The 25,055-nt window shown below is 53.5% G+C and carries 16 protein-coding genes; 9 read left to right on the forward strand and 7 right to left on the reverse strand.

Annotation, left to right across the window (positions count from 1 at the left end):
- Nucleotides 1-16: 16 nt before the first annotated feature.
- Nucleotides 17-1,330: an amidohydrolase family protein gene (locus DFER_RS29185; protein ID WP_015811727.1), complete on the reverse strand. Its 1,314-nt coding sequence runs from the start codon at nt 1,328-1,330 to the stop codon at nt 17-19.
- A 188-nt stretch (nt 1,331-1,518) separates the two neighbouring features.
- Here DFER_RS29185 and DFER_RS29190 point away from each other — a divergent pair, with 188 nt between their 5' ends.
- From DFER_RS29190 to DFER_RS11115, 4 genes are all read left to right on the forward strand, one after another.
- Entirely contained in the window at nt 1,519-2,619 is a 1,101-nt protein-coding gene (locus DFER_RS29190) for a sensor histidine kinase (RefSeq protein WP_015811728.1), read from the forward strand.
- Between the two features lie 46 nt (nt 2,620-2,665).
- On the forward strand, nt 2,666-3,745 hold the full coding sequence (locus DFER_RS29195; protein ID WP_015811729.1) for a sensor histidine kinase: 1,080 nt from the start codon (nt 2,666-2,668) through the stop codon (nt 3,743-3,745).
- Between the two features lie 32 nt (nt 3,746-3,777).
- The gene (locus tag DFER_RS11110; RefSeq protein ID WP_041736359.1) at nt 3,778-4,563 is read left to right on the forward strand and encodes a LytR/AlgR family response regulator transcription factor; all 786 of its coding nucleotides are present in this window, start codon (nt 3,778-3,780) and stop codon (nt 4,561-4,563) included.
- 155 nt (nt 4,564-4,718) lie between these two features.
- Complete coding sequence (locus tag DFER_RS11115) at nt 4,719-5,855, forward strand: FAD-dependent monooxygenase (protein WP_015811731.1); 1,137 nt, start codon at nt 4,719-4,721, stop codon at nt 5,853-5,855.
- A gap of 9 nt (nt 5,856-5,864) precedes the next feature.
- Here the strand turns inward: DFER_RS11115 and DFER_RS11120 are convergent, their stop codons facing one another.
- Entirely contained in the window at nt 5,865-6,731 is an 867-nt protein-coding gene (locus DFER_RS11120; protein ID WP_222837330.1) for an aminoglycoside 6-adenylyltransferase, read from the reverse strand.
- A 256-nt stretch (nt 6,732-6,987) separates the two neighbouring features.
- Between DFER_RS11120 and DFER_RS11125 the strand changes: the two genes are divergently transcribed.
- Nucleotides 6,988-9,129: a T9SS type A sorting domain-containing protein gene (locus DFER_RS11125; RefSeq protein ID WP_015811733.1), complete on the forward strand. Its 2,142-nt coding sequence runs from the start codon at nt 6,988-6,990 to the stop codon at nt 9,127-9,129.
- An 84-nt stretch (nt 9,130-9,213) separates the two neighbouring features.
- Here the strand turns inward: DFER_RS11125 and DFER_RS11130 are convergent, their stop codons facing one another.
- From DFER_RS11130 to DFER_RS11150, 5 genes are all read right to left on the reverse strand, one after another.
- Nucleotides 9,214-10,614, reverse strand: a complete 1,401-nt coding sequence (locus tag DFER_RS11130; RefSeq protein ID WP_041736360.1) for a BNR-4 repeat-containing protein — start codon at nt 10,612-10,614, stop codon at nt 9,214-9,216.
- Between the two features lie 48 nt (nt 10,615-10,662).
- Entirely contained in the window at nt 10,663-12,345 is a 1,683-nt protein-coding gene (locus DFER_RS11135) for a RagB/SusD family nutrient uptake outer membrane protein (protein ID WP_015811735.1), read from the reverse strand.
- A gap of 11 nt (nt 12,346-12,356) precedes the next feature.
- Nucleotides 12,357-15,620, reverse strand: a complete 3,264-nt coding sequence (locus DFER_RS11140) for a SusC/RagA family TonB-linked outer membrane protein (RefSeq protein WP_015811736.1) — start codon at nt 15,618-15,620, stop codon at nt 12,357-12,359.
- 237 nt (nt 15,621-15,857) lie between these two features.
- Entirely contained in the window at nt 15,858-16,865 is a 1,008-nt protein-coding gene (locus DFER_RS11145; protein WP_015811737.1) for a FecR domain-containing protein, read from the reverse strand.
- Nucleotides 16,866-16,967: 102 nt separating this feature from the next.
- Nucleotides 16,968-17,543: an RNA polymerase sigma factor gene (locus tag DFER_RS11150; protein ID WP_015811738.1), complete on the reverse strand. Its 576-nt coding sequence runs from the start codon at nt 17,541-17,543 to the stop codon at nt 16,968-16,970.
- A gap of 315 nt (nt 17,544-17,858) precedes the next feature.
- On the opposite strand from DFER_RS11150, the gene DFER_RS11155 reads away from it, so the two are divergent.
- The 4 genes from DFER_RS11155 (at nt 17,859) to DFER_RS11170 (ending at nt 25,011) form a co-directional block, all read left to right on the forward strand.
- On the forward strand, nt 17,859-18,440 hold the full coding sequence (locus DFER_RS11155) for an RNA polymerase sigma factor (RefSeq protein WP_015811739.1): 582 nt from the start codon (nt 17,859-17,861) through the stop codon (nt 18,438-18,440).
- 156 nt (nt 18,441-18,596) lie between these two features.
- Nucleotides 18,597-19,652 carry a FecR family protein gene (locus tag DFER_RS11160; RefSeq protein ID WP_015811740.1) on the forward strand — a complete coding sequence of 352 codons (1,056 nt, stop codon included), beginning with the start codon at nt 18,597-18,599 and terminating at the stop codon, nt 19,650-19,652.
- A 254-nt stretch (nt 19,653-19,906) separates the two neighbouring features.
- Nucleotides 19,907-23,275: a SusC/RagA family TonB-linked outer membrane protein gene (locus DFER_RS11165; RefSeq protein WP_187293456.1), complete on the forward strand. Its 3,369-nt coding sequence runs from the start codon at nt 19,907-19,909 to the stop codon at nt 23,273-23,275.
- Nucleotides 23,276-23,286: 11 nt separating this feature from the next.
- Nucleotides 23,287-25,011 carry a RagB/SusD family nutrient uptake outer membrane protein gene (locus tag DFER_RS11170; protein WP_015811742.1) on the forward strand — a complete coding sequence of 575 codons (1,725 nt, stop codon included), beginning with the start codon at nt 23,287-23,289 and terminating at the stop codon, nt 25,009-25,011.
- Nucleotides 25,012-25,055: the final 44 nt, after the last annotated feature.

Consider the following 25,055-nt stretch of genomic DNA (forward strand, 5'->3'; position numbering starts at 1 on the left):
GCTAATGGTTGGATTATCAAAAGCGGCCCATGATCCGGGCGACGATACTGCTGACGTTTCTTTCAATGCTTTCCAGGTCGTGGGCGAGCCACTGCCCGCTTTGCAGCGCCAGTTTTCCGTTGATCACGATGGTATCAATGTTGGGTTCCTGCAAATAGTAAAATGCAGGATTTTGCAGAAATGCCCGGTTATTCAAGCCTTCCAACCTGAAAAGCGAGAAGCATGCCTTACTGCCTGCCCCGATGCGTGCGGAGGTGTTCAATCCGGCGTAAGCGTTGGCGCTTTCCATCGAATCGAAAAAGAACTTATTAGCGGCATAGGGCATTTGAACCGGAAATTCCATGTTTTCAATCACGCGATGGTTCACCAGCGAACGGTAATACTGCAGGAGTAATCGCTGCTGAAACAGCAGACTGTCGGTGGACCCCGTGGGGATATCGGTGCCTATCGACCATTTCAACCCCGGAATATCGGCCATAAACCTCGCTGCGGGCTCTCCAAGCCCGGTCTGCATTTCGGCTTCGGGCGTAATGGTTACCAGGCTTCCGGCCTGGGCAATCAGGCTCATTTCCTCGTGCGAGAGTGTATTACAATGCACCAGGTTCAGGTTTTGGGTCAGCAGGCCTTGTTCCGCCAGTTGCAGCGCAGGCTTGTGGATTTTCCCTAAAAGCGAACTGCCGATGTGCATCGACGCCGGAATGCCTAACGCGTCGGCCAGCCCGATGTCTGCCCGGTTCACATCCATGGTCGCGAATTCGGGCCCGCGGATACCCATGCCGATCCGCACGTTGGGAAATGCATGGCCATGCCTGGCAACCAGCGTTTCGATGTACGGATCGTGGCGGGTAATGCTTTGGTTCCAGTACTTGTCGCGCTCGGTAGCGGGCGTGGCGTGCAAAAAGAGCACATTCAGGCCCGAATCCACGGCTGCCTGCACCGCCGCATCGGCATGCTCGGCCGAATTCATGATGTGCGACCAGTCGAAAACAGTGGTAATACCGGCCAATGCGCACTGGATGTAGCCATAAAGATTAATGTAGTACAACTCTTCGGCGCTGATCTGCGAGCCGATGCCGCCCGCCACTTTGTCGAGGTATTCCAGCAGCATCAAATCGGCAGCAACGCCTTTGAAAGGTGCCTGCCACACATGCCGGTGCGCGTCGGTGAGGCCGGGCAATGCGAGCATTCCGCGGCCGTCGATCATGTCCTCGCCCGGCGTCGGGGCGCCGCTGCCGGTGATGGCGGTAATAATCCCTTCCTGCGAAATGTGGATGTCCGAAGTGCCGGTAACCGGCTCCCCGTTAAAAATGTGAACGTTTTGAATGATCATGGCTGATAGCAATTTGTTAAGCGTTACCGGAAGTGCCTCTCCCGATTTTTTCAACAAAAATGCCTCTCTAACCCACTCACGGCCAATCGCAACCGGACGAAGTGGGACATTCGGGGGGCCAACCGGCGGATATCACTGCTTATCCGTAGAAATCCCAGTTCAAACGCTTTTTATCCCCGGCCATCTGAATGCAGTTCGAAAATCCGGGCGCGTCAGCCAATTTTGGAAAAATCAACAGCGAACACAGCATGTCTTCCGTAAGATTACCGAAATACATTACCAGTGAATACCAGCTCATGCTGGGCATTCTGGTCCCGTATTCGGTGCTGCTGAACTTCCTGATTTTCTCCCGGCCCTATTTAACGGAGTCCGTTTTGTTCATTCAGGCGACGCTCATCACAATGTGCGTCAAGGTGGTAGCCTGGCAGCTGCATACCTTGATCGCCATGGCGCTGGCGGTGAAATTTCCCAAACCCGCCGATACCATGCGACGGATAGGCGCTTCGCTGCTCGCTTTTGTGCCGCTCACGGCGCTGGTGAACACGGGTATTTTCATTTTTTACCAAAAAACCGGGCTTGCGGATGGCGATTTTGGCATGGTAAACTATTTCCGGGTGCTGGTATCGGGCATCGGGCTAAACACCCTGGCGACGTTCCTGCACGAGGGAATGTCCAATTTTGAGAAATGGAAAGCCACGCTCACTGAAACCGAACAGCTGAAAACGGAATATGCCAAAAGCAGGCTGGAAGGGCTCAAAACTCAGGTTAACCCGCATTTTTTGTTCAATAGCATCAACACGCTGTCCAGCCTGATCGGCGAAGACCCGGAGAAGGCGGAAACTTTCCTCGACGAAATGTGCAAAGTGTACCGCTACCTGCTCAAAACCGACGAAGGCGAATTTGTGAGCCTTCAAACGGAGCTGCAATTTCTGCATTCATGGTTTTATATCCTGAAAATCCGGTACGGGCATGCGGTCCGGTTCGATATGGACGTCGACAACGAATCGCTCGAAAAACGCATTCCGCCGCTCACCTTGCAGCTGCTGATCGAGCACGTTCTCAACCGGAACATGATCAGTAAAATGAAACCGCTGCACATTAACATTTCAGTGACGAACGCCGGCTGGCTGGCGTTGCAGCATACGGTGGCTTCCAAAATCACCGCCGATGCGCAGCAGGACGATGCGGGGCTCGAAAACGTAATCAACAAGTTCAGGTTGCTCGAATTGAGCCCGATGCGCATTGCGCGGCACGACGATTGGCAGGTGATTGAAATCCCGCTGACCTGAATGCATTTGCTTAACTTATATTAAAATCCACCGACACCAGCGACGAATGCTACAATACCGACCCTCATTTATCGAATGGCTCACGCTCATCTTCATGTTTCCGATTGTGATCGGTACGGCGGGCTACCAGCTTTTCGGCAGCCGGTATTTCCATGATCCGGAGGTTTTTGCAGCAACTACCGCCCTCATCATGGCCATTTCGCTCACCTGCTGGTATTTCCATTTCATGCTCATCCAGCAATTCGCAGCGCTTTTCCCGACATTCAAGGACATGTGGAAGCGCGTGCTGGCGATGATCCTGCTGGATATAGTGGTTGTAAAAATCAATATGGCCATCATTTTCTACGGTTTCGATGCAATGCATTTGTTCGGCTACGTGTTTGTACGGGAGAATTTTGTTTTCAGCAGCATTATCGGAATTACCGTGACCGTGATCGGCATCACGCTTTGTGAAACGGAATATGTTTTCAAAAAATGGAAGGAAAGCCTGGCTATGAAAGAACGGGCGCAAATGCAGTACCACGAGCAGGAATTCGAAAACCTGATCCGGCAGATCAACCCCCATTTTTTATTCAATAACCTCAACACACTGTCGTCGCTGATCACCACCGACCCGCCCAAGGCCGAATACTTCCTCGACGAGCTGAGCAAAGTATACCGCTACCTGATGCGCAACAACCAGGAAGCGCTCTCGACGCTCGGCAGCGAAATGCAGTTCATCGGCTCTTACGTGGCATTGCTCCAAATCCGGCACAGCGATGCCATACGGTTTCACGTGGGTAACCTGGCGCCGTTCGAGGACCGGCTGTTGCCTTCGCTATCGCTGCAACTGCTCGTCGAGAACGCGGTAAAACACAACATGGTGCGGAAAAACCAGCCGCTGCATATTTCGATTTCCGTGGACGCGCAGCAAAGACTGGTGGTAGAAAACAATTTGCAGCAAAAGCCCGGGAACATCCCCTCTAACAAAGTCGGCCTCTCCAACATTTCGCTGAAATACAAGATGCTGGGCCAGCCCGCAGCGGTGATCGAGCAGGACGAGCACTGTTTCAGGGTCCGGCTGGCATTAATGCACCGGAGTTACGTGGAAGAGCACCACCAGGTTCTCGCCCATTTACCTGTATAACAACCTGTTATTCCCATGTTATTTCAAATATGATGAAAGTACTGATTATCGAAGATGAAGACCTGGCCGTGGCCAAACTCAAACGTTCGCTGCAAAGCACCGGACGGGACATTGAAATAGTGGGTACCACCGACAGCGTGGAAGGTACCGTAGAATGGCTGAACACCCACCCCGCCCCTGACCTGATCCTGGCCGACATTGAGCTCGTAGATGGGCAGAGTTTCGAGATTTTCAACCGCGTGGAAGTGACCAGCACGGTCATTTTCACAACTTCCTATGACGAATATGCATTGAAAGCATTCAAAGTCAACAGCGTGGATTACCTGCTCAAACCGGTCCAGAAAGAGGAGCTGGAAGCGGCTTTGAACAAATTTGCCAACTGGATCGAAAAACCCCGACAAACCGGGGCGCAGGCACAGCCGGTCGTAAACATTGAAAACCTGGCCGCACAGCTGCACCAGCGCATGAACACGCAGCAATACCGCAGGCGTTTCCTGGTTAAAAGCGTGCAGAAGCTGGTTTCGATCAATGTGGAAGACATTGCTTACTTCTATTCGGAAGACAAGCTGGTGCTCTTCAAAACGTATAACAACAAACGTTTCGTGGTGGATTACACGATGGACGAGCTGGAAAACATGCTTCCGCCGGAAGATTTCTACCGGATCAGCCGGTCGTTTTTCGTCTCCCCCGCCGCATTGGACCAGATCAGCGATTATTTCGGTCACCGCCTGGCCCTGAAACTCCGCCCCGAACACGAGAAAGAGGTGATCGTGAGCCGGGAAAAGGTGACGGATTTCAAACATTGGCTGGGGAAGTGACGAGGCCCCGCGCTCTTCACCCTCAAATTATTCCAATTCATCTTCTTCCCATCCCACTTCGCGCCAAACGCCCTTGCCGGGGTGGCTGCTTTCAGGCAGTTTTACAGCACGGTGCCGCTCTGCGGCGGCCGTGGAGCATTTAACAGATATTAGTCATGAAAATCACCATCACAGGAGCAGGGATCGCAGGCCTTACTGCGGCCATTGCCTTTTCGAAAGCAGGTTATGAAACGACGGTGTTCGAAGCCGCACCTACCCTCAGTCCCGTCGGGGCGGGCCTGGGGCTGGCGCCGAATGCGATCAATGCACTGGCGGTGCTCGACATTGCCGACGATATTATTCCAATCGGCCGCCGCCTGCCCCATTTCCGCATTCTCGACCGCTCGGGCCGGGTTATTTCCGAGAACGACAGCGACATTATCGGCCGGAAGTTCGGCCTCGATAATTTCACCATCCACCGCCGTCACCTGCACGATGCATTGCTCGGCGGAGTGGACGCGGCCTCGATCCACACCGGAAAGAAGGCCATAGACCTCGAAAACGACGGCAGCCAGGTACGCCTGCATTTCGCCGACGGCACCAGCTACAAAACCGATTACCTGATCGTGGCCGACGGAATCAACTCGAAGCTGCGGCAAAAAGTGGCCCCGCACGCACAGAAGCGTTATGCGGGCTACACCTGCTGGCGAGGCGTGATAGACCATGCCGGTGCGCTCGCCGATGGCGCCTCCGAAACATGGGATACCACCGGGCGTTTCGGCATTGTACCGCTGCCCGATGAGCAGCTCTACTGGTTTGCATGCGTGGCCGCCGAAGCGGGCGACGCCCGGTACCGGACGTTCCTGCCGGAAAACCTGGCGCAGCGTTTCGCCCATTTTCATGATCCCGTCCCCGAAATCCTTTCCAGAGCACAAGGCCGCCCGCTGTTCCATCACGACATTTACGACCTCGCCCCGCTGGACCATTACGCTTATGGCAACATACTCCTGATCGGCGACGCGGCCCATTGCGCAACGCCCAACATGGGCCAGGGTGCATGCCAGGCCATCGAGGACGCCGCCATACTGTACACCGAGCTGCGCAAGGACATTTCACTGGAAGAAGCGTTCATTGCATTCGAAAACCGGCGGCTGGAACGCACGCAATATATCATTAGTCAGTCGAGAAAAATAGGGAGCCTGGCGCAAATCGGGAACCCATTGCTGGCGGGGCTCCGCAATGCCGCCCTCCGCCTCGCCCCGGCATCACTCCGCGAGAAGCAGTTTGAAAAACTATATAATGTTACCTTCTGAGTCCGCGCTTCAATCGTAAATCCTTTGCGCATTGGCAGGAAGTGTTTTTACATGGTTTAAATGCGCCGCCACATGCTGATCCCAGTGTTCCGGGTAGTCGTAACCCAGCTCAGCGGCAATGGATTTTGCCAGGTATCGGAACAAATCCATGCTGGCAAAGGTAGCTTCCCACAGGTCGGGTAAGTTGGCCGTGGCATAGGTTGCGAGCAGTTTTTGGTGTAAATCGGGCGCCAGGTAGCGGTGGTAGAACTTTCCCCATTTACCGGTATCCACCTTGAAATCGTGGCGGCAGGCGATGTACCAATCCAGCATCTGAAGCAGTGCGGCACGGGTGACCTGGTTTGACAATTCCTGGACATATACCACCTCGCCGCGCCAGAGGGCCTTACCCAGGCTGGCGGTTGTGAACCAGTATTCGTTGCAGCAATCGGTAAACGACCGCTCAGAGGGTTTCTGAATCCAGTAGCTGGCATCGCTGGCCTGGGGCAAGGGGCTTGCGTTGAAAATACCGTTTTTGTCCAGCAGCACCTTGCAGAGGCTATCGGAAGTGAACTGATCCAGCTTTTGCAGCGGAATCATCACGAGGTCGATCCGGTTCCCGTCCGTGAACAGCATGAGGTATGAAAATGTGCCGTCGAGCTCGGAATCGGCCGGGTACAGCTCCATATCTTCCGGCATCTGCATGATCATCCTTTCTCCAAACACATCCACCCAGCTGTGGTCCTGCAAGAAGGGCGCGAGATCTTCGATCACGTAAATAATGTCGAAATCCTGAAAAATATCGGGCGTCACATTCGGATTGGACCTGGACCCATCCTGCAACACCGCCAGGATACGATGGTCTTTGCGGGCCACTTCCAATATCAGCTCCGTCATGTCGGAGGCGGTTCTGCTTGTCTTTCCTATTATCATAAGTACTTACCTGCTTCTCAATTTGTGGTTATGATCTTTTGCGTCGTTGCTGAAATCAGGCAGCTGTAAATACTCTGCGCACTGAAAATCAGAATATTATGCCCGGATCGCAACGTTGTCCGGGCCAGGCTTGTCCTAACCATATAGACATTCAAAGTTTTTTTGTCTTTTCCAGCGATTCGCTGGATTGTCTCATTGTTCCACATTTCTCCAACTTGCTATGAAAACGTTTACATTCGCAATTTGCCTTTTGTTTTCAGCGCTTGTTTCCTATGCTACCGCTCCCAAAGGCGGTTATACCGGTGAAATTTTCAGAACTTCCACAGCTGACGCAGCGGCATTTACGCAATGCGTCGAGGCCGAAAACTCCGGGGGCACGGGCCCGGTTAGTGATGATCCCAATGCTTCAAACGGCAAGACCCGCGGGGAGCGCAATGACCAGGACTACTATGTTGATTACGAAACCCACGATGCCCCGGCCGGAAAGTACCAGCTCACGATCCGCTACTATGCCGAATCCAATGCCACTGTGCATGTTGCCGTGAATGACGGTTCCATGTTTGCCGTTAACCTTGCGGCCACGCATTCGTGGAACATCGTGTGGGCGGAACATACTTTCGAAGTTACGCTCCATGAAGGGCATAACAAAATCCGCATTCAGGAGCAATACGGGTACAATGTCCGGCAGGATAAAATCTGCCTGGCGCAAGTGGACGGGCCCATGCCGTGCGACTATTCGATCGGCACGGTGATCAGCAACAATAACCCTTCGTGCGGGCAGGGTGTAGGCGTGAGCGCGAATTGCCAGGGACCTGATTGTGTGGATCTTAATTACAAGTGGAGCGGGCCCGGCGTCGACATTTCGGGCAATTATGCCAATTATATCGCCTTCAACGCACCTTCTGCCAATGGTACGTATATCTACACCCTGACCACCTCCAAGCCGGGATGCCCGGAAACTACCCGCGAAGTTGAGCTCACCGTAAGTGGATGTGACAGCGCGCCGTTCAGCGCCTGCGTGGAAGCCGAGGATTCCGAAGGCAACGGGCCGGTTACAGAAGACCCTAACGCCTCGAATGGCCAAACAAGAGGTGCCCATGATAATTGGGACCATTATGTAGAATATGCCGTGAACGGCGTGCCGTCGGCTGGCCCCTATGAACTGACGCTCCGCTACTACGCGGCGGGTGACGGGGCAGTGGATGTGATCGTGAACGGCGGCGAACTGGTGCCGGTGGTGGGCTTGCCGTCCACCCATTCGTGGAATATTGCCTGGGCAGAGCGGACCGTCACCGTGCACCTGGCAGCAGGCAACAACAAGATCCGGCTCGTAGGGCTGCCGGGTTACAGCCCGGTCCGTCAGGACAAAATTTGTGTCGTTACCAGCAACTGGACCGGCACGCCTCCTGCCTGCAATTACACCATCGCGGCCAATGCCGTCAGGATATCACAGTCATGCCACGACGGCGTCGCCATTGTGGCGCGGTGCCTGGGTGAGGACTGCGAGTCGGTGAGTTACCGGTGGAGCGGCCATGGTATCGATTCGGAAGAAGCGATTGTGCGTCTGCCGCCTTCTGAAACGAACGGGTTGTTTTCGTACACGGTTACGGCTACCAAGAATTTGTGCGTGCCGAAAACCGCGACCGTCGAGTTCACCACTTCCTGCGACATAGGCGCACCATTCGGCGCGTGCGTGGAAGCGGAAATTTCACTTAGCAACGGCCCCATTTCCGACGACCCCAATGCATCCAACGGCCAGACCCGCGGAGCGGAAGACAACTACAACTACTACGTCGACTATGCCATCAACAACGTCCCGGCAATGGGCACCTATCCTGTCAAGCTGCGGTACTATGCGCCTCAGGATGCGCAGGTCACCGTCATTCTCAATGAAGTAATGCTCATTCCGGCACTTCACCTGCCTGCTACTCACAGCTGGAACATCGTTTGGAGGGAAGAAACGTTTTATGTGCCATTGCATCAGGGAAATAGTATTATTCGCATCCAGGGACTTCCGGGACCGGCCATCCGCCAGGATCGGTTGTGCGCATTGCCGGAAGAGCCAGGCGCCCGTATGGCAGCGCCCGAGCGCATTGAAACCAGTAACAATGCTCCTTTGCTGCGGGCATTCCCTAACCCTGCCCCGGGCGCATTCAAGGCAGCGTTCTATCTGGAACCCGGCCAGGCAGGGACTATCCGGGTCACGGACGTGCAGGGCAAAGTTTGGCATACGCAGCAACTCAAGGGCAAAGGCTCCCATGAAGAGCGCATTCCAGTAGGTAATGCCCCATCGGGTATTTACCTGCTGCAAGTGAAGAAAGCCAATTCCGTTGAAACCCAAAAAATCCTCATCAACCGCTAGGCTTACCGCGGTTGCCTGCCCGGCATTCACTGTATTTCGCCGCCGTTCCGGACTGGCGAAATACAGTGGGCGGGATGGAAAATCTTATTTCATTTTTGCAGGCTTAGCCGATTCAGCCGGCATGTCATAGGGCAATTGCCAAACATTCCCCTTGCTGTCGCCGAAATACAGCAGCGATTCGCTCAGCTTGTCGGGGTTGCCGTCGGCCCAGAAGTAGTAGAAAGGGTCGCGGCCGTTTACCACCTTTCTGACATAATTGTGGTTTCGCGGGCTGTTTTTGGTGAGTTGTCTGGTTTTTTTCCAGGTTTTGCCTTTGTCGGTGCTCTTCCACATTTCTATTTCGCCGCCTCCTCCCCATTTTTGGGGGCTGTTCTCCGTCGGCGCCACTACCGTCCATTCATTCCCTTTGACGAACAGGCTTCCCGTGTCATAGTTGTGATCGGAAGTGGTGATTTTGTGGTCTTCCCACGTTTTGCCATTGTAATACAAAATCGACCAGTCCTTCAATCCATTGTGCGGTCCCGGCTGGTGGCCGGTGCCCGACACGTGGAGCGCGATCGGATTACCTTTTTCGTCAAAATTCACATCCTTGATATAGACATTTTGCTTTTTGCTGTAATATTCCCTCAGCATAATGGGCGACGCCGGGTCGGTGACGGGAATCTGAACGGCGTTTCCTTCCACGTCTGTCCAGGTCTTTCCGAAGTCGGTGGTTTGTAAATAGTAAATGTTGGTGCGCTGGTCAACGTTGCCGTTGGGGTGCCAGTTAAAAAAAAACACGACCTTCTCCCCGTGCTGCCCGCTGATCTGGTAATGCCCGCTGTTTTTGTCTTCGGGCCGTTTCATGCCAGCGAGCTTCACATCGTCCGTCCAGGTCACCCCGTCCCTGCTGGTTTCGAAATACAACTCCCGGACACCGGTATATTTCGTAAAAAGGTGCAGGAAGCCTTTTCCGCTGATGTATTTCGGTTGCGGATAGGTCATTTCTTCTTCCCGGATCACCTCAAACCCATCCGTGCTGTATGGAAGTTTGCTGCGGTATTTGAACCCGGGCCTGACTTTCCCCCTGCCGCTTACAAATACCCAAAGGTAGCCGTCATCGTCCATCGCAAGGCTTGGATTATCGTGGGGGTCGTCTACGCCCTTTTTGTCATAAACCACCACTGGCTTGCTCACCGTGCCGGTCTTGTGATCGAAAGAACCGATCATGCACAGCAGGTATCGCTGGTCCGGGCCGGTGGTGCCGCCGTAAACGAAAAAGGTTTTGTTCACCTTTGGCGCGTAGATCGAAAGCGGTATATGCTTGGCGGTGTATGTGCCGAGCCCGCCGGAGTATTTATCCCCATATTCGGAGCGCTGCCCGAGGGTAAACCAGATTCCCTTGTAACCATCTACTTTGCGGACTTCGGTTTGCTGCGCTACCGGCTGGGCGCAGGCCGTAATCGCGCCGGCAATGCACAGCAATGCATATATCAGTGTTCTCATTATGTAATTGTCAATATTTTGGATCATAAAATAAAAGTGGGCTAAAACCTATTGGTAACCTTCGTTCTGGCCGAGGCCCGGAGTGGCGTCCAGCGCTGTTTGCGGTACGGGGAACAGGGCATGATGCGGCCGGATGGATTTTTTGGTAAGGTGAAAAAACGCGGGCTCGTCCATGCTGTATTGCTTCGTGCGTTCGTACCAAAGGCCCAGGCGGTTCAATGTAATCCTCCGGGGTTCTTCGATGATCAACTCCCTGGCGCGTTCGTCGAGGATGTAGGCGATGTTTATCTGCGCGGGTGTGACAGGCTTAGCCTTTGCCCTCGAACGCAGCTGGTTAATGTCGAGTGCTGCCGCTGCCAGATCGCCCTTCATCCAATGTGCTTCCGCCCGGATCAGGTACGCCTCGGCCAGCCTGTACACGATAAATTTGTAGTCGGGCGTGGAGCTGCTGTTGATGCTTTCGATCACGCCCTCCCCTTTCCGCACCATCGGGTAAATGAATTGGATGGTATCGATCAGGCCCGGGGCTTTGAAATCGACTTTTTGGCCGTAAAGCGGGTTGGATTTGTTGTTGTAATACCAGTCGCGCTTGATGTTCCAGGGTGAGTTTCGCATATCATTTCTGTTGTCGCCCGCCCAGATGTCATAATTGAAATAATTGGTTGTGCGCACGTAGCCTACCGGCCTGCCGCCGAGCGAATCGGCCAGGGTCATTCCCTGCTTGCCATTGGGCGCGATGAGGTTTCCGTAATACGGCCCCCAGGTTCTCGATAAGCTGGCGCCTGCCGCTCCGCCGGGCACCCGGTTGGCGGTTTGGATCACCCAGATGCTCTCCATATTCCCTCCGCTCCGGTTAGCATTGTTTTCCCAGAAAAGGTCGGAAAACACGTCGCCGCCGCCTGCCGGGAAGTGGCCGTCATGGGTCGGGTCGCTCCCGAACCGTTCGGTCATGAGCTTGTAATGCCCCGAGTCAATAATGCGCGTGGTGGCGGCAATGGCTTCATCGGGCATTTTCAGTTGGAGATAGAGCGTGGATAGCAGCATATCTGCCGCCGCGCTGGTCAACTGGCCCTCCGCGGCTTGCGCGGGGTTGGATGGCAAATGCTGGGAAGCGAATTCCAGGTCCTGCCGGACCAGTGCCAGGATATCCTCTTTCGAGGATCTTGTGAAATCGAATTGGGGTGTGAGGATCTCGTCCGTAATGAGCGGGACGTCGCCGTACAAATTGGCGATCGTGTAGTAGGCATACGCCCGAAAAAACCTCACCTGGGCGATAATTTTGTTCTTTTCAGCCTCATCTTTCCAGGGGACTCCGGGGACTTCGGCTCTGGCGATGATGGTGTTGGCACGCGGAATGAGCGTTTGATATGCTTTGTCCCAAAAATACCTCGCCGCCTCATGGGTTGCATTGAACAGCGAAAAGTCGACCATCAGGTACGGACGGTGCTTCTGGCCCACACTCGCCACATCCGTCCCTATTCTCAGGTATTCGCGGTAAGGATAGCCGCCGTTGTCGGACCCATTGTCGTTAAAAATGAAGTTGCGCGCGTCGGAATACAGGGTGTTCACGGCAAGCTGGAATGTCTTGGCATCGGTAAACGCGTTTTCCGTACTAAAAAAATCCTTGGGCGTTTCTTTCAGGATGTCGGGATTGCAGCCGCTGCCTATCCAGGAAAGGAACAGGACCAGGGTTACTTTTTTCAAAGTATTGCGATAGATTATTTTCATCATGATCTCAGTATTTAAAGGCTCAGGTTAAGTCCGGCCGTAAAGGATTTCATCGTAGGGTACTGTCCGCGCCCCGACCCGGTGGTCTCGGGGTCCCATCCACCCCATCTGGAAAATAGTACCGGGTTTTTGGCACTCACATAAACCTGCAACCTGCTCATTTTGAGTCGTTCGGTTATTGCCTTGCCAAATTCGTAGGACAACGACACATCCTGCACGCGCAGGAACGTCGTACTTTGCAGCCAGGCAATGCCGTACGAGTTCTGGTAGTCCATGGAGCTGTATTTGTTGGTAGGGTTTTCAGGGGTCCACCAGTCAATGTATTTGTCCCGCACGCGGTAAGTGAAGCTCGATGCCGGGTTGTAGATGCTTGCATTGTTGCGCATTCCGCCTACTGAGCCGCTGAGCTGTACAAACAGGCCCAGCCCTTTGTACCGCAGGTTTGTACTGATCCCATAGGTGAATTTCGGAACATTGTACCCGATAATGGAGCGGTCCGCGTCCGGGGTAATACTGCCGTCGCCGTTGAGGTCTTTGAGCTTGAAATCGCCGGGTCGGAAGCCGGCGGGTATCTCCTCGCCGATCTGCCACACGCCGTCCACCTCGTAGTTATAATACGCTCCTACCGACTTGCCGATAAACCAGTTGTTGCTGATATCGTCCATTTCGCGTCCCGAGGCGTCTTTTTTCCCGTACAGCTTCGTGATTTTATTCACATTGCGGGCCATGTTCAAAGAGGTGGTCCATTCGAAATCCCGCTTACGGATATTGACGGTATTCACCACAATCTCGATACCCTTGTTGTTCACCGCACCCAGGTTGGACAACACGCTGGAAAAGCCGTTGAGCGTAGGAATGGTGCGCGATACGAGCAAGTCTTTCGTGTCGGAGTTATACAGGTTCAGGTTACCGGAAATGCGATTTTTGAATAATTCAAAATCAACACCCAGGTTGGCCGAATAGGTGCTTTCCCATTTCAGGTTTTCGTTGCCCATGCTTGTTTTGGCAATGCCGTACGCCGTGGCGCCCCCGAAAAGATAATTGTAGCCTGTGCCGGGCTCAATCCTGCTGAGGGACTGGTAGCGGTTGATCCCCTGGTTGCCGTTCACACCGTAGGAAAACCGGACTTTGAGGAAGTCTATCGCCCTTACATTTTTCAGGAATGCCTCATCGGAGATCACCCAGCCGAGCGCCATGGAAGGGAAGAATGCAAATTTGTGATTGACGCTGAACACGGAAGCGCCGTCGCGTCGCCCGGTGAGCGTGAGCAGGTATCTGTCCTTGTATTTGTAGTTCAGCCTGGCCATCATCGCAATTGCCCGGTAATCCGAATAGGAGGCATTGGAGATCTGGTTTTCCCCGAGGCTCAGGCTGTAATAGGTAAGCACGTCAGTAGGAAAGGTGTTGGCACTGGCGGTTACGGTATTGTCATGTGCGTAGTTGTAGTTATAAAGAAATGTAGCGTCGATATGGTGATGGGTGCCAAATGCACGGTTGTATTTCACCAGGTTTTCGAGGTACATGTCCTGCGATTCGAAAGTCATGTCGCTTGCGCTGGACACCCGGTTGAGGCCGCCCGCATTGAACGCCGGTGTGAAATTGAATTCCTTCCGGCTGATGATGTTGTTGGAATACGTGAACCGGTAACTAAGTCCCGGCACAAACGGCACGTTGACTTCCCCATAAAAGATGCCGAACAGGTCCTTGCGGTGATTGGTAAGCAGGTTCAGCGTGGGCAGCAATGGATTGGCCACCAGCCCGTCCGTCATCGGGATCGGGTTCAGGACGGTTTGAGCCGAGTCGAGATACCACCTCGCATAAGGACTGAGCTGAAAGGCGGCGCCCAGGTTGGCCGGCGAATCGGAAACATCCACAAAAGAGAATGAGGAGTTTGTCCCGAATTTGAGCCAGTCGGTAATATTCGTTTCCAGATTCAGGCGCAGGGAGGCGCGTTTGAACTGATCGCCCATTACCTTACCCTGCTGATCCGTCCAGCTGCCCGCCAGGTAATAGCTCGTTTTGGCTGTTTTTGCCCCGATATTCAAATTATAACTCTGAATGGGAGCACGCTGGGAGATTTTCTCAATGGCGTCGATCGTCCGTCCGTTCTCGAAATTCTCGATTTCATCCGTATTCAGATACTGGGCCGGCCGGCTCAGGTCGGGCTGAGGTGCGACGCCCCTGAATGCCAGGGTTTTCTGATAGTTCAAACGCTTCTGAATGTACTGCTCCGGCGTTTCCATGTCCATCGACATCAGGAAATCCTGCACGCCGGCGTAGCTGTTAAACTGGATCGTTGGCTTTTCCGTAGTTCCTTTTTTGGTGGTGATCAAAATCACCCCGTTAGCCGCTTTTGCTCCAAAAATGGCGGCCGAACTCGCATCTTTGAGCACGTCAATCGATGCGATGTCGTTGGGGTTCAGGTTGCCGAGCTGGCCACTGTAAATAATGCCGTCCACGACGATCAATGCGGCATTGTTCGCGGTCAGCGAGTTTTGTCCGCGAATGGAAATCTCGTTGCCCGATCCGGCATTACCGCCCGCGCTGATGCTCACCCCCGGTACCGTCCCGCGCAGCGCCTGAATGACGTTCGTGTTGGGTAATGTTTCGTTTTTCGTGTTGTCCACGCTGGAAACCGCCCCGGTAAGGTCGCGCTTCTTCTGCGTGCCATAACCGATCACGACCACTTCTTCCAATGCCTTCTCGTCCGTCGCCAGCAATACGTCCAGCACTTCGCGGTTGCCCACTTCGAGCTCCTGGGCAATGTAACCTACGAAACTGAATATCAGCACGGGATTATCGGCCTGTAATTCAAGGTGATAGTTCCCATTTTCGTCGGTAATGGTACCGTTACTCGTTCCTTTTATCACCACGCTGACGCCGGGCAGCCCCTGGCCGTCCTTATCCGTCACCCTCCCCTTCACCGGGACGCGGGTACTGGCTTCGGGCGAAGCGGCCGCTCGTTCGGTGAGGATGATACTTTTACCTTCCTGCCTGAAAACCAAGCTCGTACGCTCCAGCATTATTTCCAGCGTACGGTGAACGGTACGCGTTTCCTTTCGCATGGTAATGTTGCCGAAGGGTGCAACGGATTTGGAAAGATAGAAGAAATTGTACTTCGATTCCCGTTGAAGCGCTTGCAGCGCTTCCTTCAAAGACGACTTTTCCAGGCCGATGGTGACATTGGTTTCGCGGATGTCCTGCGCACCGCTTACCCCTGCCAGCAGCAGTTGCGTCGCCAGGATGAGAACGCCCATACCATACACACTGATCTTCATGAGGTTGCAAAGATATCGACACAATATCTGTCGCCGTAAGGCCACAGTTCTCCTGCCTACGGATATAGGTTTTTTCATATATTTGTACTGTCTAGAAATTTGTTTTACGGGTTTTCTATTCAAAGCTCCCTATCGCTGTCCAAGGCCGGGGAGCTTTTTCATATCTATTCCGGGAGCTAAGGCGCACGGCCCGAATGGATGGAGTTCTGTTTCATAAGCATTTGGTTATCAGTTATATCAATTACATCCCTCGCCGCTGAGCGTCAGTTCGCCGCCTGCCATCGCGAATTTCGTGTTGCTGGTCATCGAAAGCACCCTGAAAACTTCTTCCAGCGTTTCGGTACCGGCAAACCGTCCGGTAATGAGGCATTTCCGTAATTCCGGGTTCTGAAAGCCGATTTTCACCCCGTACCGCGTTTCCAGCATTTCCGCCAGGGTCCCGAAAGGAATGTCCTGAAAGATCATATCAGCCTGCACCCAGGCGGTCAGCTCTTCCGATTTCACCACCTTTTCGTCTGTAACCGCCGTGCGGGTGTCATAGGTCATTTGCTGGTTCGCGGTCAGCAGCACTGTCTTTTTGTGGCCGTCGTCCACGCTCACCTTGCCCCGGGTCACGGTCACTACCACCTCCGCCTTGTTCGGAAGGGCTTTGATGCTGAATGCCGTTCCGAGTACGGTTGTCCTGATTTTCCCGGTTTTAATGACGAAGGACACCGGCCTTCGGCCTTGCGGATTCTGGTGCACCACATCAAAAAATGCTTCTCCGATGAGCGTCACCTCCCTCGTTTTCTGGTTGAAATCGCGGTTGTATTCGATGCGGGCATCCCCGTGCAATACCACCCGGCTGCCGTCGGGAAGCACCACAAAGCGGGTCTGGTCTTTGGCCGACACGTGCGTCACCTTAGCCGCAACGGACCGTTCTGCCGTGGAATGCTGATTTTTTACCAGGAAAAACCCCCAGGCAGCCCCGAGCACAACGAACACGGCCGCCGCGGCCCGCCAAAACAAGCCACCCGACAGCATGCGCGACTTCGCCGGCGCAGCGACAGTCCGTTTCCTGATATTTCCTTTCATGCGTTGCTGCACATCGGCAAGCTCCTCAGGCGACAGTTCCGACAACCGGTCGAATTTCCCCGCGAAAAGTTCATAGTATTTTTCGACCATGTCGGATTCGTCCTCATCCGCTTTCCCGGCAAGGTATTTCCCTACGATCGACCTAAACTTTCTCCTGTTTTCACTTGGCATGTTTATAGAATGCTTGTTTATCTACCAGTTGAGAAATTCCGGTAAAAGTCCCAGGCAAGCGCCGATTTTTTTTACTTTTTTTTCGGCAAGAAGGATAAATGGCTATTGCAGAAGCCAGTACAGGGCGACGGTCAGGAGCCTGCCGATGCTTTCCCGCAGGCTTTGCTGAGAAGTAAGAAGCTGGTTTTGAACCGTTTTTCTCGAAATATCGAGCAGGTTTGCTATTTCAATGGTGGACAGGCCTTCCAGATAACGTAACCTGAAAATCTCCCGCCGTTTTTCGGGCAGCGTTTCCAGCCACAGCCGGATGCCCGACAGCAGTTCTTCCCGGAGATAGTCGGAGTCGGCGGCGTCGTGGGAAAGCGCCATGTAATCAAGCGGCTCCTCGAATGCAGGCAGGTTTTTCCGCTTGTGATAGACTGCGAAAACCTGGTACCTGACAGCGCTGAGCAAATATCCGTGCAGGTTATCTATTTGCCGCACCTCCCTTTTTTTCCAGAGATCAACAAATACGTCCTGGACAATCTCTTCGCTATCAGAAGAATTGTTGAGCCTTTTATAGGCTTCATTATATAATCTTTTCCAATAGCGCTCGTAAATCAAGTCGAATGCCGACTCCGAACCATTCACGATCATGGCTATCAGGTCATCGTCCGCAGTGTTTTCGTTGATATGCATTCGGGAGGTGTCGAGTTTTACAAAGTAAAAATAACAAAAAAATAAAGAAGTTATATCCAATTTTTTACTGACAATCCAACGGACGAAGTGATAGGCTTGGAAAAAATGCCAAACCCGAAAGTAACGATTATTATTATACGTCATTCCAATTATTTGGCATTGCCTGCATTGTGAACAGTACCCGACGCTGCTGGCGGCGAAGCAATTCGGAAACAGGCCGCATTTGCATTTAGCACTTTAAATGGCATTATTTGCATATTTATAACTATATTCAGGTTTTTGTTGGTTTGAATAATTGGTTTTTTCTGCCGCGTGATGCAAGAGATTTTAACGAATGATGCTGAATTGCTCCAACTCCTGCGGTTGGGCGACCGGGCTGCATTCGAAGAAATTTATAACCGCTACCGGATCAGGATGTACCGCGCTGCGCTCAGCAAAGTCGGGACGAGTGAAAATGCGATGGAGATCGTGCAGGAGATATTTCTGGACTTGTGGCTGCGGCGGGACCAGGTTGTGATCGAAGACCTGGAACGATATCTTTTCTCTGCCACCAAGTACAAGGTCCTCGATTTTTATAAAAAGGAATTTACCCGCAAGCAATATGCCGAATCGGTCCAGGTGACGGGGCCGGGCAAATCGTACGATACCGACGAAACGATTGCCTATAACGAGCTGTCGAGGTCCATTGTCGCATGCATCGAACAGCTTCCTGAAAAAACCCGCGTCATTTTCGACCTGAACCGCATACAAGGCAAGAGCGCCGACGAAATTTCCGGCGTCCTCGGCATTCCGCTGCGCACCGTCGAATACCACATTACCCAGAGCCTGAAAGCGCTCCGCTTCTCGCTGCGCGATTACCTTCTTACCCTGATCGTTACGCTCGGCCCCTGGTGGTAGGCCGAATCCCTGCACTGTGACGAATCCAATATTTTCTTCTTAAAACGCTGCATTATTTATAAACTTTCAAAGATTTTATAAAAGCTTTTGCGGTGTTTGGCGGGTCGTTCTACTTGATTTTAGGACAGACTAATCCCCGACAATTCCCCTGACATAATGATCAAAAATATTAAAGGTTTTCTCCGGCTGCTGGACCGTTACCAGAGAAATCTGGCGGGCCCCGAAGAAAAGAAAACGATGGATATGTGGTATGATTCAATCGATTATACCGCAGAAAACCATCATGTGGCAGACGAGCATGAGGCCGACAAAGCGATGTGGTCGACGATCAGCAGCCGAATGGACCAGCCGTCCGAAGCGGAACACCGGCTTCCGGCGCGGGCGTGGGTGCGCAACTTCTACTTCCGGCTTGCCGCCGCGTGCGTTCTGTTTGTACTCGGGCTCATCGGCTACCGGTTCGCATTCGACGACGCCGAGCAGATCGCCGGGGTGAAGAACGAGCTGATCGAGCACATGAGCCAGGTAACCAACAAAGGGACGGATAGGAAGCGCTTTACATTGCCCGACGGCAGCCGCGTCACCCTGGAACCCGGCGCGACGCTCTACTACCCCGCCGAATTTGCCCAAAACCAGCGCGACGTTTTTTTGAAAGGCGATGTGTTTTTCGATATCGCGCATGACAAATCGCGGCCTTTTTACGTGCATGCCAACAATATCGTGACCAAGGTGCTCGGCACCAGCTTCACGATCAGGGAAAACAAATCGACCAACGCGATTGAAGTGGCCGTTATGACGGGCGTGGTGGAGGTAAAGCAGGTCGATACCGAACCGCGTGCCGAACAGCAGGAACAGAAAGTAGTTTTGACCCAAAATAAAAAGGCGACCTTCTACCCCGAGGAAGAAAAACTGGTGACGGGCCTCGTGGAACAGCCGAAGGTGATCCTCGAAAAATCGGGGCAAATGCCTAAAATCGTTTTCAACTACATTGAAAAACCATTGCCCGACATTGTGAAGGTCCTGGAAGAAGCCTACGGCGTGAAGATCGCGATCGGCAATGAAAATCTGCGGAATTGCATTATCACGGCCGATTTGTCGCAGGAATCCACGCTGTTCAACCAGCTGGAAATCCTTTGCGAGAGTATTGATGCCCATTACCAGCTGAGCAACGACCAGGTAACCGTATCTGGAAAAGGATGTGAACCCACAAAATAGCTATCAACCCTAAACCCTCCTCATGCCTATGTCATAGTGTACGATCAAAAGCAAAAAAAGCCGAAGATGCTGGAAACATCTTTCGGCTTTCTCCCAAACCGCCTGGAAGCGGACATTCATCTGGAAAATGAATGATGGGAGTTGTAAATCACCGTGTTAAGAGATCTAACAATCGCAAATCAATGAAAAAAAGACTTAAAATCATAAGTCCGCTGTGGACAATTATGAAAGTTTCAGGCATCCATCTATTCTTAATGTTTATCGCAACCGCCTACTCCTACGCCCACACCACGAGCGCACAGGAGCTGTTGACGCAGCGCGTATCCATTCGGGTAGAGCAAAAACAGATCCGGGAAGTGCTGAGCACCCTGGAAGCGAGTACCCGCGTGAAGTTCGTATATAGTGTACAGTTACTTCCCGTCGACCGTAAAGTAACGCTCCGCATGGAGAACAGGCCGTTGAGCGAAGTGCTGGAAACGATATTTTCTCCGGATCATATCAGCTACAAGCTCATCCGGAACAAGGTTGTGCTTAAAAAAATGGAACGCGCAGCGGCTGACATTCAGATTATCGAGCCTGCCAATGCGCTGGCCTCCCTGGGGCGTGCGATCGACCGGACGCTGACGGGCGTGGTGAAGGATGAAACCGGGGCGGGTTTGCCGGGCGTAAACATCGCCATCAAGGGCACCACTTCGGGCACGTCCACGGATGTGGAGGGGCGTTTCTCGCTTTCGATTCCCAATGATGACGTCACGCTGGTTTTCTCTTTCGTGGGCTACACGGCGCAGGAAATCCGGCCGGGCGTTCAGAGTGCATTGCAGGTAACCCTCGCAGCCGATACCAGGGCGCTGGAAGAAGTCGTGGTAGTAGGTTATGGCACGGTGAAGCGGCAAGATTTTACGGGATCGGTAGCCTCGATGAAGCTGGAAAACTCCCCGATGGCCATGCTGCCCAGCATGAATGCATTGGAAACATTAAAGGGAAGCCTTCCCGGCCTCGATGTGGGCGCGAGCAACACAGCCGGCGGCCAGCCTACCGTGCAAATCCGCGGCCAGAACTCGATCAACGGCAACAACGACCCGCTTATCGTGCTGGACGGCGTGATTTTCCTGGGTAGCCTGGCGGACATTAACCCCGCCGACATTGCCAGCTTCGACGTGCTGAAAGACGCTACCTCCGCCGCCGCCTACGGTTCCCGATCGGCCAACGGGGTGATCGCGATCACGACCAAAAGAGGAAAAGCCGGCAAGCCGGTGATCACATTGAACTCGTCGACGGGCTTCCAGACGTGGCAGCGACGCCCGGAAATGATGAAAGGCGAAGAATGGCTCAGCGTCGTGAATGCCCGTAACAAATACACCGAAGGATCGACCAACTGGCTCAAACCGGGCGAGATCGCCAACCGCGATGCCGGCCGCGAAACCAACTGGCTGGACGAAACGACCCGCACCGGGGTAATCCAAACCTACCAGGCAGCCGTGTCGGGCGCGAGCGAGAAGGTGAATTACTACCTCTCGACGTCGTATGACGGCAACCGGGGAATTGTGAAAGGCGACCAGTTCAAACGGATATCCGTGCTGGGAAAAGTGAAAACAGAGATCACGAAATGGCTCGAACTCGGCGTGGACGGCAGCTTTTCGAAAAGGGACTACTCGGGAATTGCGGCCAACATCGGCGAAGCGCAAACAATGTCGCCCTACGGCGTGATGTACCGCGACGACCAGGGGAATCTTGAAAAATACCCTTACACCCAATCGGCCGTAAACCCGCTTTGGGGCATCGAAGACGGCACGCGCGACAACAGGGATAACCTCTACAACTACCGCCTGAATACCAACGCGCTCATTACCGTGCCCTGGGTGGAGGGCCTTACCTACCGGGTAAACTTTCTGAACAATGTGAACAAGAACGAAAGAGGCACATTCACCCACGAAAACTTCTATGTACAGGAAGGTGAAGGATTGGACAGGTATTCGCCGGCAGTGATCCAGGGCTTTCTGACCAATGCCACCGGTAACCTGGAAAGAAGCGGCGTCACCAGCTGGGTTCTCGACAACATTATCAACTATAAGAACAATTTCGGCAAACACGGCATTGACCTGACACTGGTAGCCACGCGCGACAACCAAAAGGCGACCTACATGAATGTGACCGGCAACAATTACGCCGCTAACGGAAATACAGCGCTGGGACTCGACGGGCTGCACAAGGCCACGGTGCAAAGGGTGGACCTTACCGGTGTTCCCACGGGGCAGGACATGAGTGTGTTCCAACGTTCCAACATCGGTTACCTCGCACGTGTTAACTACTCCTTTGATGATAAATACTTCTTCACAGGCTCATTCCGCCGAGACGGAGCGTCCGTATTCGGTGCCAACAACAAGTTTGCCAACTTCATGGCGGCCGGCGTGGCCTGGAAAGTGACCAGCGAAGAGTTTCTCCGCAACTTCCAGCAGCTCAACAACCTGAAAGTCAAATTCTCGTTTGGACAAAACGGAAGCCAGGGCGTTGAACCTTACGGAACATTGTCGACCATTGCCAATGCGGCCGGCGGCGGCGTGCGCTACCAATGGGCCAATACCCCCGGGGCGATTTATTACGGCTTGTACCAAAACACGCTGGGCAATGCGGACCTCGGCTGGGAAAAAACCACTTCCTGGAACGCGGGCTTCGAATCGGCGTGGTTCAGAAACCGCGTAATATTCGATGTGGATGCCTATTTCGGCGCTACCACCGACCAGATCTTCACGCGCAGCATTCCCGTAATGACCGGTTTCAAAACGATCAAAACCTCGATGGGCCAGGTTAACAACCGCGGGATCGAGATTACTTTGCGGACCGTCAACTATCAGGATAAAGACCTGACCTGGGGAACGTCGTTCACTTTCTGGCAAAACCGGAACAAACTCGTGAAACTCTATGGTGAGGACAAAAACGGAGATGGCCAGGACGACGACGACATCGCCAACAACCTCTTCATCGGCCATCCGCTGGGCTCCATTTTCGGGTACGAGCAAATCGGCATAGTGCAGGAAAACGACGCGGAATACATTGCACTGACCGGCGCGGCACCGGGAGCGCCCAAATACCGCGATATCGACGGCACGCCGGGCATTTCAGCCACCGACCGCAAAGTGCTCGGGTACAGCAAGGAAAACTTCCGCCTGAACATGAGCAACACCGTGAGCTACAAAAACTTTGACCTGTATGTGCTCGTATCGGGTATTTTCGGAGGTGGAAACTGGTACAAGAAAAACAACTCAGCTGCTTACCTCACTGCCGGAACGGGCCGTTTCAATGACAACATGACCTCGAAGCCTTACTGGACGCCCGAGAACCAGAGCAATGAATTTCCATCGGCATACTTCGCCGGCGACGGCCGCTTCCTGGGTTTACAATCGAGAACATTTGTCCGCATTCAGGATGCGACATTGTCATACCGCCTGAAACCGGAATGGCTTTCGAAAATCAGGATGAATTCCGCGAAGGTGTTCGTGAGCGGCCGTAACCTCGCCACATTCACCAAATGGTTTGGAGGAGATCCTGAAACAGGAACGCCGGTGCGTGAAAACACTTTCCCTGTTCCGTCCACCTACTCCATTGGCGCAAACATTAGCTTCTAAATCCCATTTTCATGAAAAATATATTTTCTAAAAAGACTTTCTGGGCTTTGGTCCTGGTGGCGAATTTTGTGAGCTGCAAGTCCAACGATGATTTTTTGAAAGAGAATCCAGAAACGTTCTATACCGTCGACAATGCATTTGCAACCTCTGCACAGATAGATCAGGCCCTGGTGGCGATCTACTCCCAGATCCGCGATTTGTGGGCCAATCCTTCGGAGGAAGGCTGGATTTTCGTGCTGCGCGGAAACGGTACGGATATGTACGATGTGGCGAGCATCCGCAAAGGCTCGACTTTCAATAACTACGGGCTGATCAACGCCGATAACGGCACTTTCTATAACATTTACAGCACCTACTACCAGATGATCGCCAAGGCGAACCTGGCATTGGAAGCGACCAATCTCCCGCACATATCCTTTGCCTCGGACGCTGAAAAAGCCTCCCTGGTGGCGCAGGCGCGGTTTTTCAGGGCATATGCCTACCGTAACCTGGGCGAGCTGTTCGGCGGCGTGCCCATCGTAACCACCGTTTCGAAAACGCCGCAATACGATTTCAAAAGGACAACACGCGTAGAGACCTACCAGTTTGCCATCGACGACTTGCTGGCTGCCGAGGCCGACCTGCCGGAAACCACTACCGCGGGCGGACGGGTAGTAAAAGGGGCCGCCCAGCATTACCTGGCGGAACTGTACCTCGCACTGGGCACGCAGCTCGCTGCGGAAGGTCAAGGCGGGGATGCACAAGCTGCATTCACAAAATCCATCGCATATGCCAGCAAAGTGATCGACGGCGGCACGTATGCATTGATGAAAACGCGTTTCGGCGCAAGAAGCACCGAGGCGCAGGGTAATGTGTACTGGGACTTGTTCCAGGAGAAAAACGTGAATTTCCAGGACGGTAACCGCGAGGCGGTATGGACCCTGCAAGTGGACTATGCCGCTTACCGGGCCGAGGACGGCAAATCCAAACTGCCTTACTCCCGCACCTACGGGGCTGTTTTCCGTGACGGAGCGAAAGACCACCTCACCGGCACGCTGGAAGACGTGGGCGGCCGCGGCATTGCCCAGATCATCCCGACAATGTACACCCGCGATGACATTTACGCAGGCAAATACGGCGACGATATGCGCAACTCCGACATCGTGTTCCGCCGCACTTTCATTGGCAATGTGAGGACGTCGCCCTACTTCGGCAAGCCTGTCCCCTGGGAAGTGATATACAACGGCAGCCCCGATGCGACCACGAATTTCAATAACCGCAGCCTTTGCTACCCGATCTCCTGCAAGATCGCAACCGACAAATACACGGGCGTGGCCGATGGCGAAAACATGAGCAACCTTTTCCGCGACGACTATTTCATCCGTCTGTCGGAAACGATCCTCCTGCGGGCGGAAGCGAAGCAGCGCAGCGGCGACAAAGCCGGCGCAGCTGCCGACGTGAACCTGCTCCGGGAACGCGCCAATGCGAGCTACAAGGTGAGTGCCGCCGATATGGACGACAAATTCAATACCATTCTCGACGAACGCGCCCGCGAGCTGGTGTACGAAGAAGCCAGGTGGAACACGCTCCTCCGCATGGGCGGCACGATCGCCGTTGAGCGTATCCGCAAGTATGCCTACTGGCCCGAAGCGCAGGCCACGCTGACCTTCGATTACAACCTCTGGCCCATCCCGCAAACCATTATCGACACCAACAAGGACGTCGTTCTGGAACAAAACCCAGGCTGGCAGCGCTAAGCGGCCCGCATTACTTTTAAATTGCTCAGTCATCCTGCCGGCAT

The sequence above is a fragment of the Dyadobacter fermentans DSM 18053 genome (assembly GCF_000023125.1).
GTDB lineage: Bacteria > Bacteroidota > Bacteroidia > Cytophagales > Spirosomataceae > Dyadobacter > Dyadobacter fermentans.

What these genes read in the sequence shown, in the direction of transcription:
- DFER_RS29185 (WP_015811727.1), bottom strand. Translation starts at nt 1,330, where the DNA reads ATGATCATTCAAAACGTTCACATTTTTAACGGGGAGCCGGTTACCGGC.
- DFER_RS29190 (WP_015811728.1), top strand. Translation starts at nt 1,519, where the DNA reads ATGCAGTTCGAAAATCCGGGCGCGTCAGCCAATTTTGGAAAAATCAAC.
- DFER_RS29195 (WP_015811729.1), top strand. Translation starts at nt 2,666, where the DNA reads ATGCTACAATACCGACCCTCATTTATCGAATGGCTCACGCTCATCTTC.
- DFER_RS11110 (WP_041736359.1), top strand. Translation starts at nt 3,778, where the DNA reads ATGAAAGTACTGATTATCGAAGATGAAGACCTGGCCGTGGCCAAACTC.
- DFER_RS11115 (WP_015811731.1), top strand. Translation starts at nt 4,719, where the DNA reads ATGAAAATCACCATCACAGGAGCAGGGATCGCAGGCCTTACTGCGGCC.
- DFER_RS11120 (WP_222837330.1), bottom strand. Translation starts at nt 6,731, where the DNA reads ATGACGGAGCTGATATTGGAAGTGGCCCGCAAAGACCATCGTATCCTG.
- DFER_RS11125 (WP_015811733.1), top strand. Translation starts at nt 6,988, where the DNA reads ATGAAAACGTTTACATTCGCAATTTGCCTTTTGTTTTCAGCGCTTGTT.
- DFER_RS11130 (WP_041736360.1), bottom strand. Translation starts at nt 10,614, where the DNA reads ATGAGAACACTGATATATGCATTGCTGTGCATTGCCGGCGCGATTACG.
- DFER_RS11135 (WP_015811735.1), bottom strand. Translation starts at nt 12,345, where the DNA reads ATGATGAAAATAATCTATCGCAATACTTTGAAAAAAGTAACCCTGGTC.
- DFER_RS11140 (WP_015811736.1), bottom strand. Translation starts at nt 15,620, where the DNA reads ATGAAGATCAGTGTGTATGGTATGGGCGTTCTCATCCTGGCGACGCAA.
- DFER_RS11145 (WP_015811737.1), bottom strand. Translation starts at nt 16,865, where the DNA reads ATGCCAAGTGAAAACAGGAGAAAGTTTAGGTCGATCGTAGGGAAATAC.
- DFER_RS11150 (WP_015811738.1), bottom strand. Translation starts at nt 17,543, where the DNA reads ATGCATATCAACGAAAACACTGCGGACGATGACCTGATAGCCATGATC.
- DFER_RS11155 (WP_015811739.1), top strand. Translation starts at nt 17,859, where the DNA reads ATGCAAGAGATTTTAACGAATGATGCTGAATTGCTCCAACTCCTGCGG.
- DFER_RS11160 (WP_015811740.1), top strand. Translation starts at nt 18,597, where the DNA reads ATGATCAAAAATATTAAAGGTTTTCTCCGGCTGCTGGACCGTTACCAG.
- DFER_RS11165 (WP_187293456.1), top strand. Translation starts at nt 19,907, where the DNA reads ATGTTTATCGCAACCGCCTACTCCTACGCCCACACCACGAGCGCACAG.
- DFER_RS11170 (WP_015811742.1), top strand. Translation starts at nt 23,287, where the DNA reads ATGAAAAATATATTTTCTAAAAAGACTTTCTGGGCTTTGGTCCTGGTG.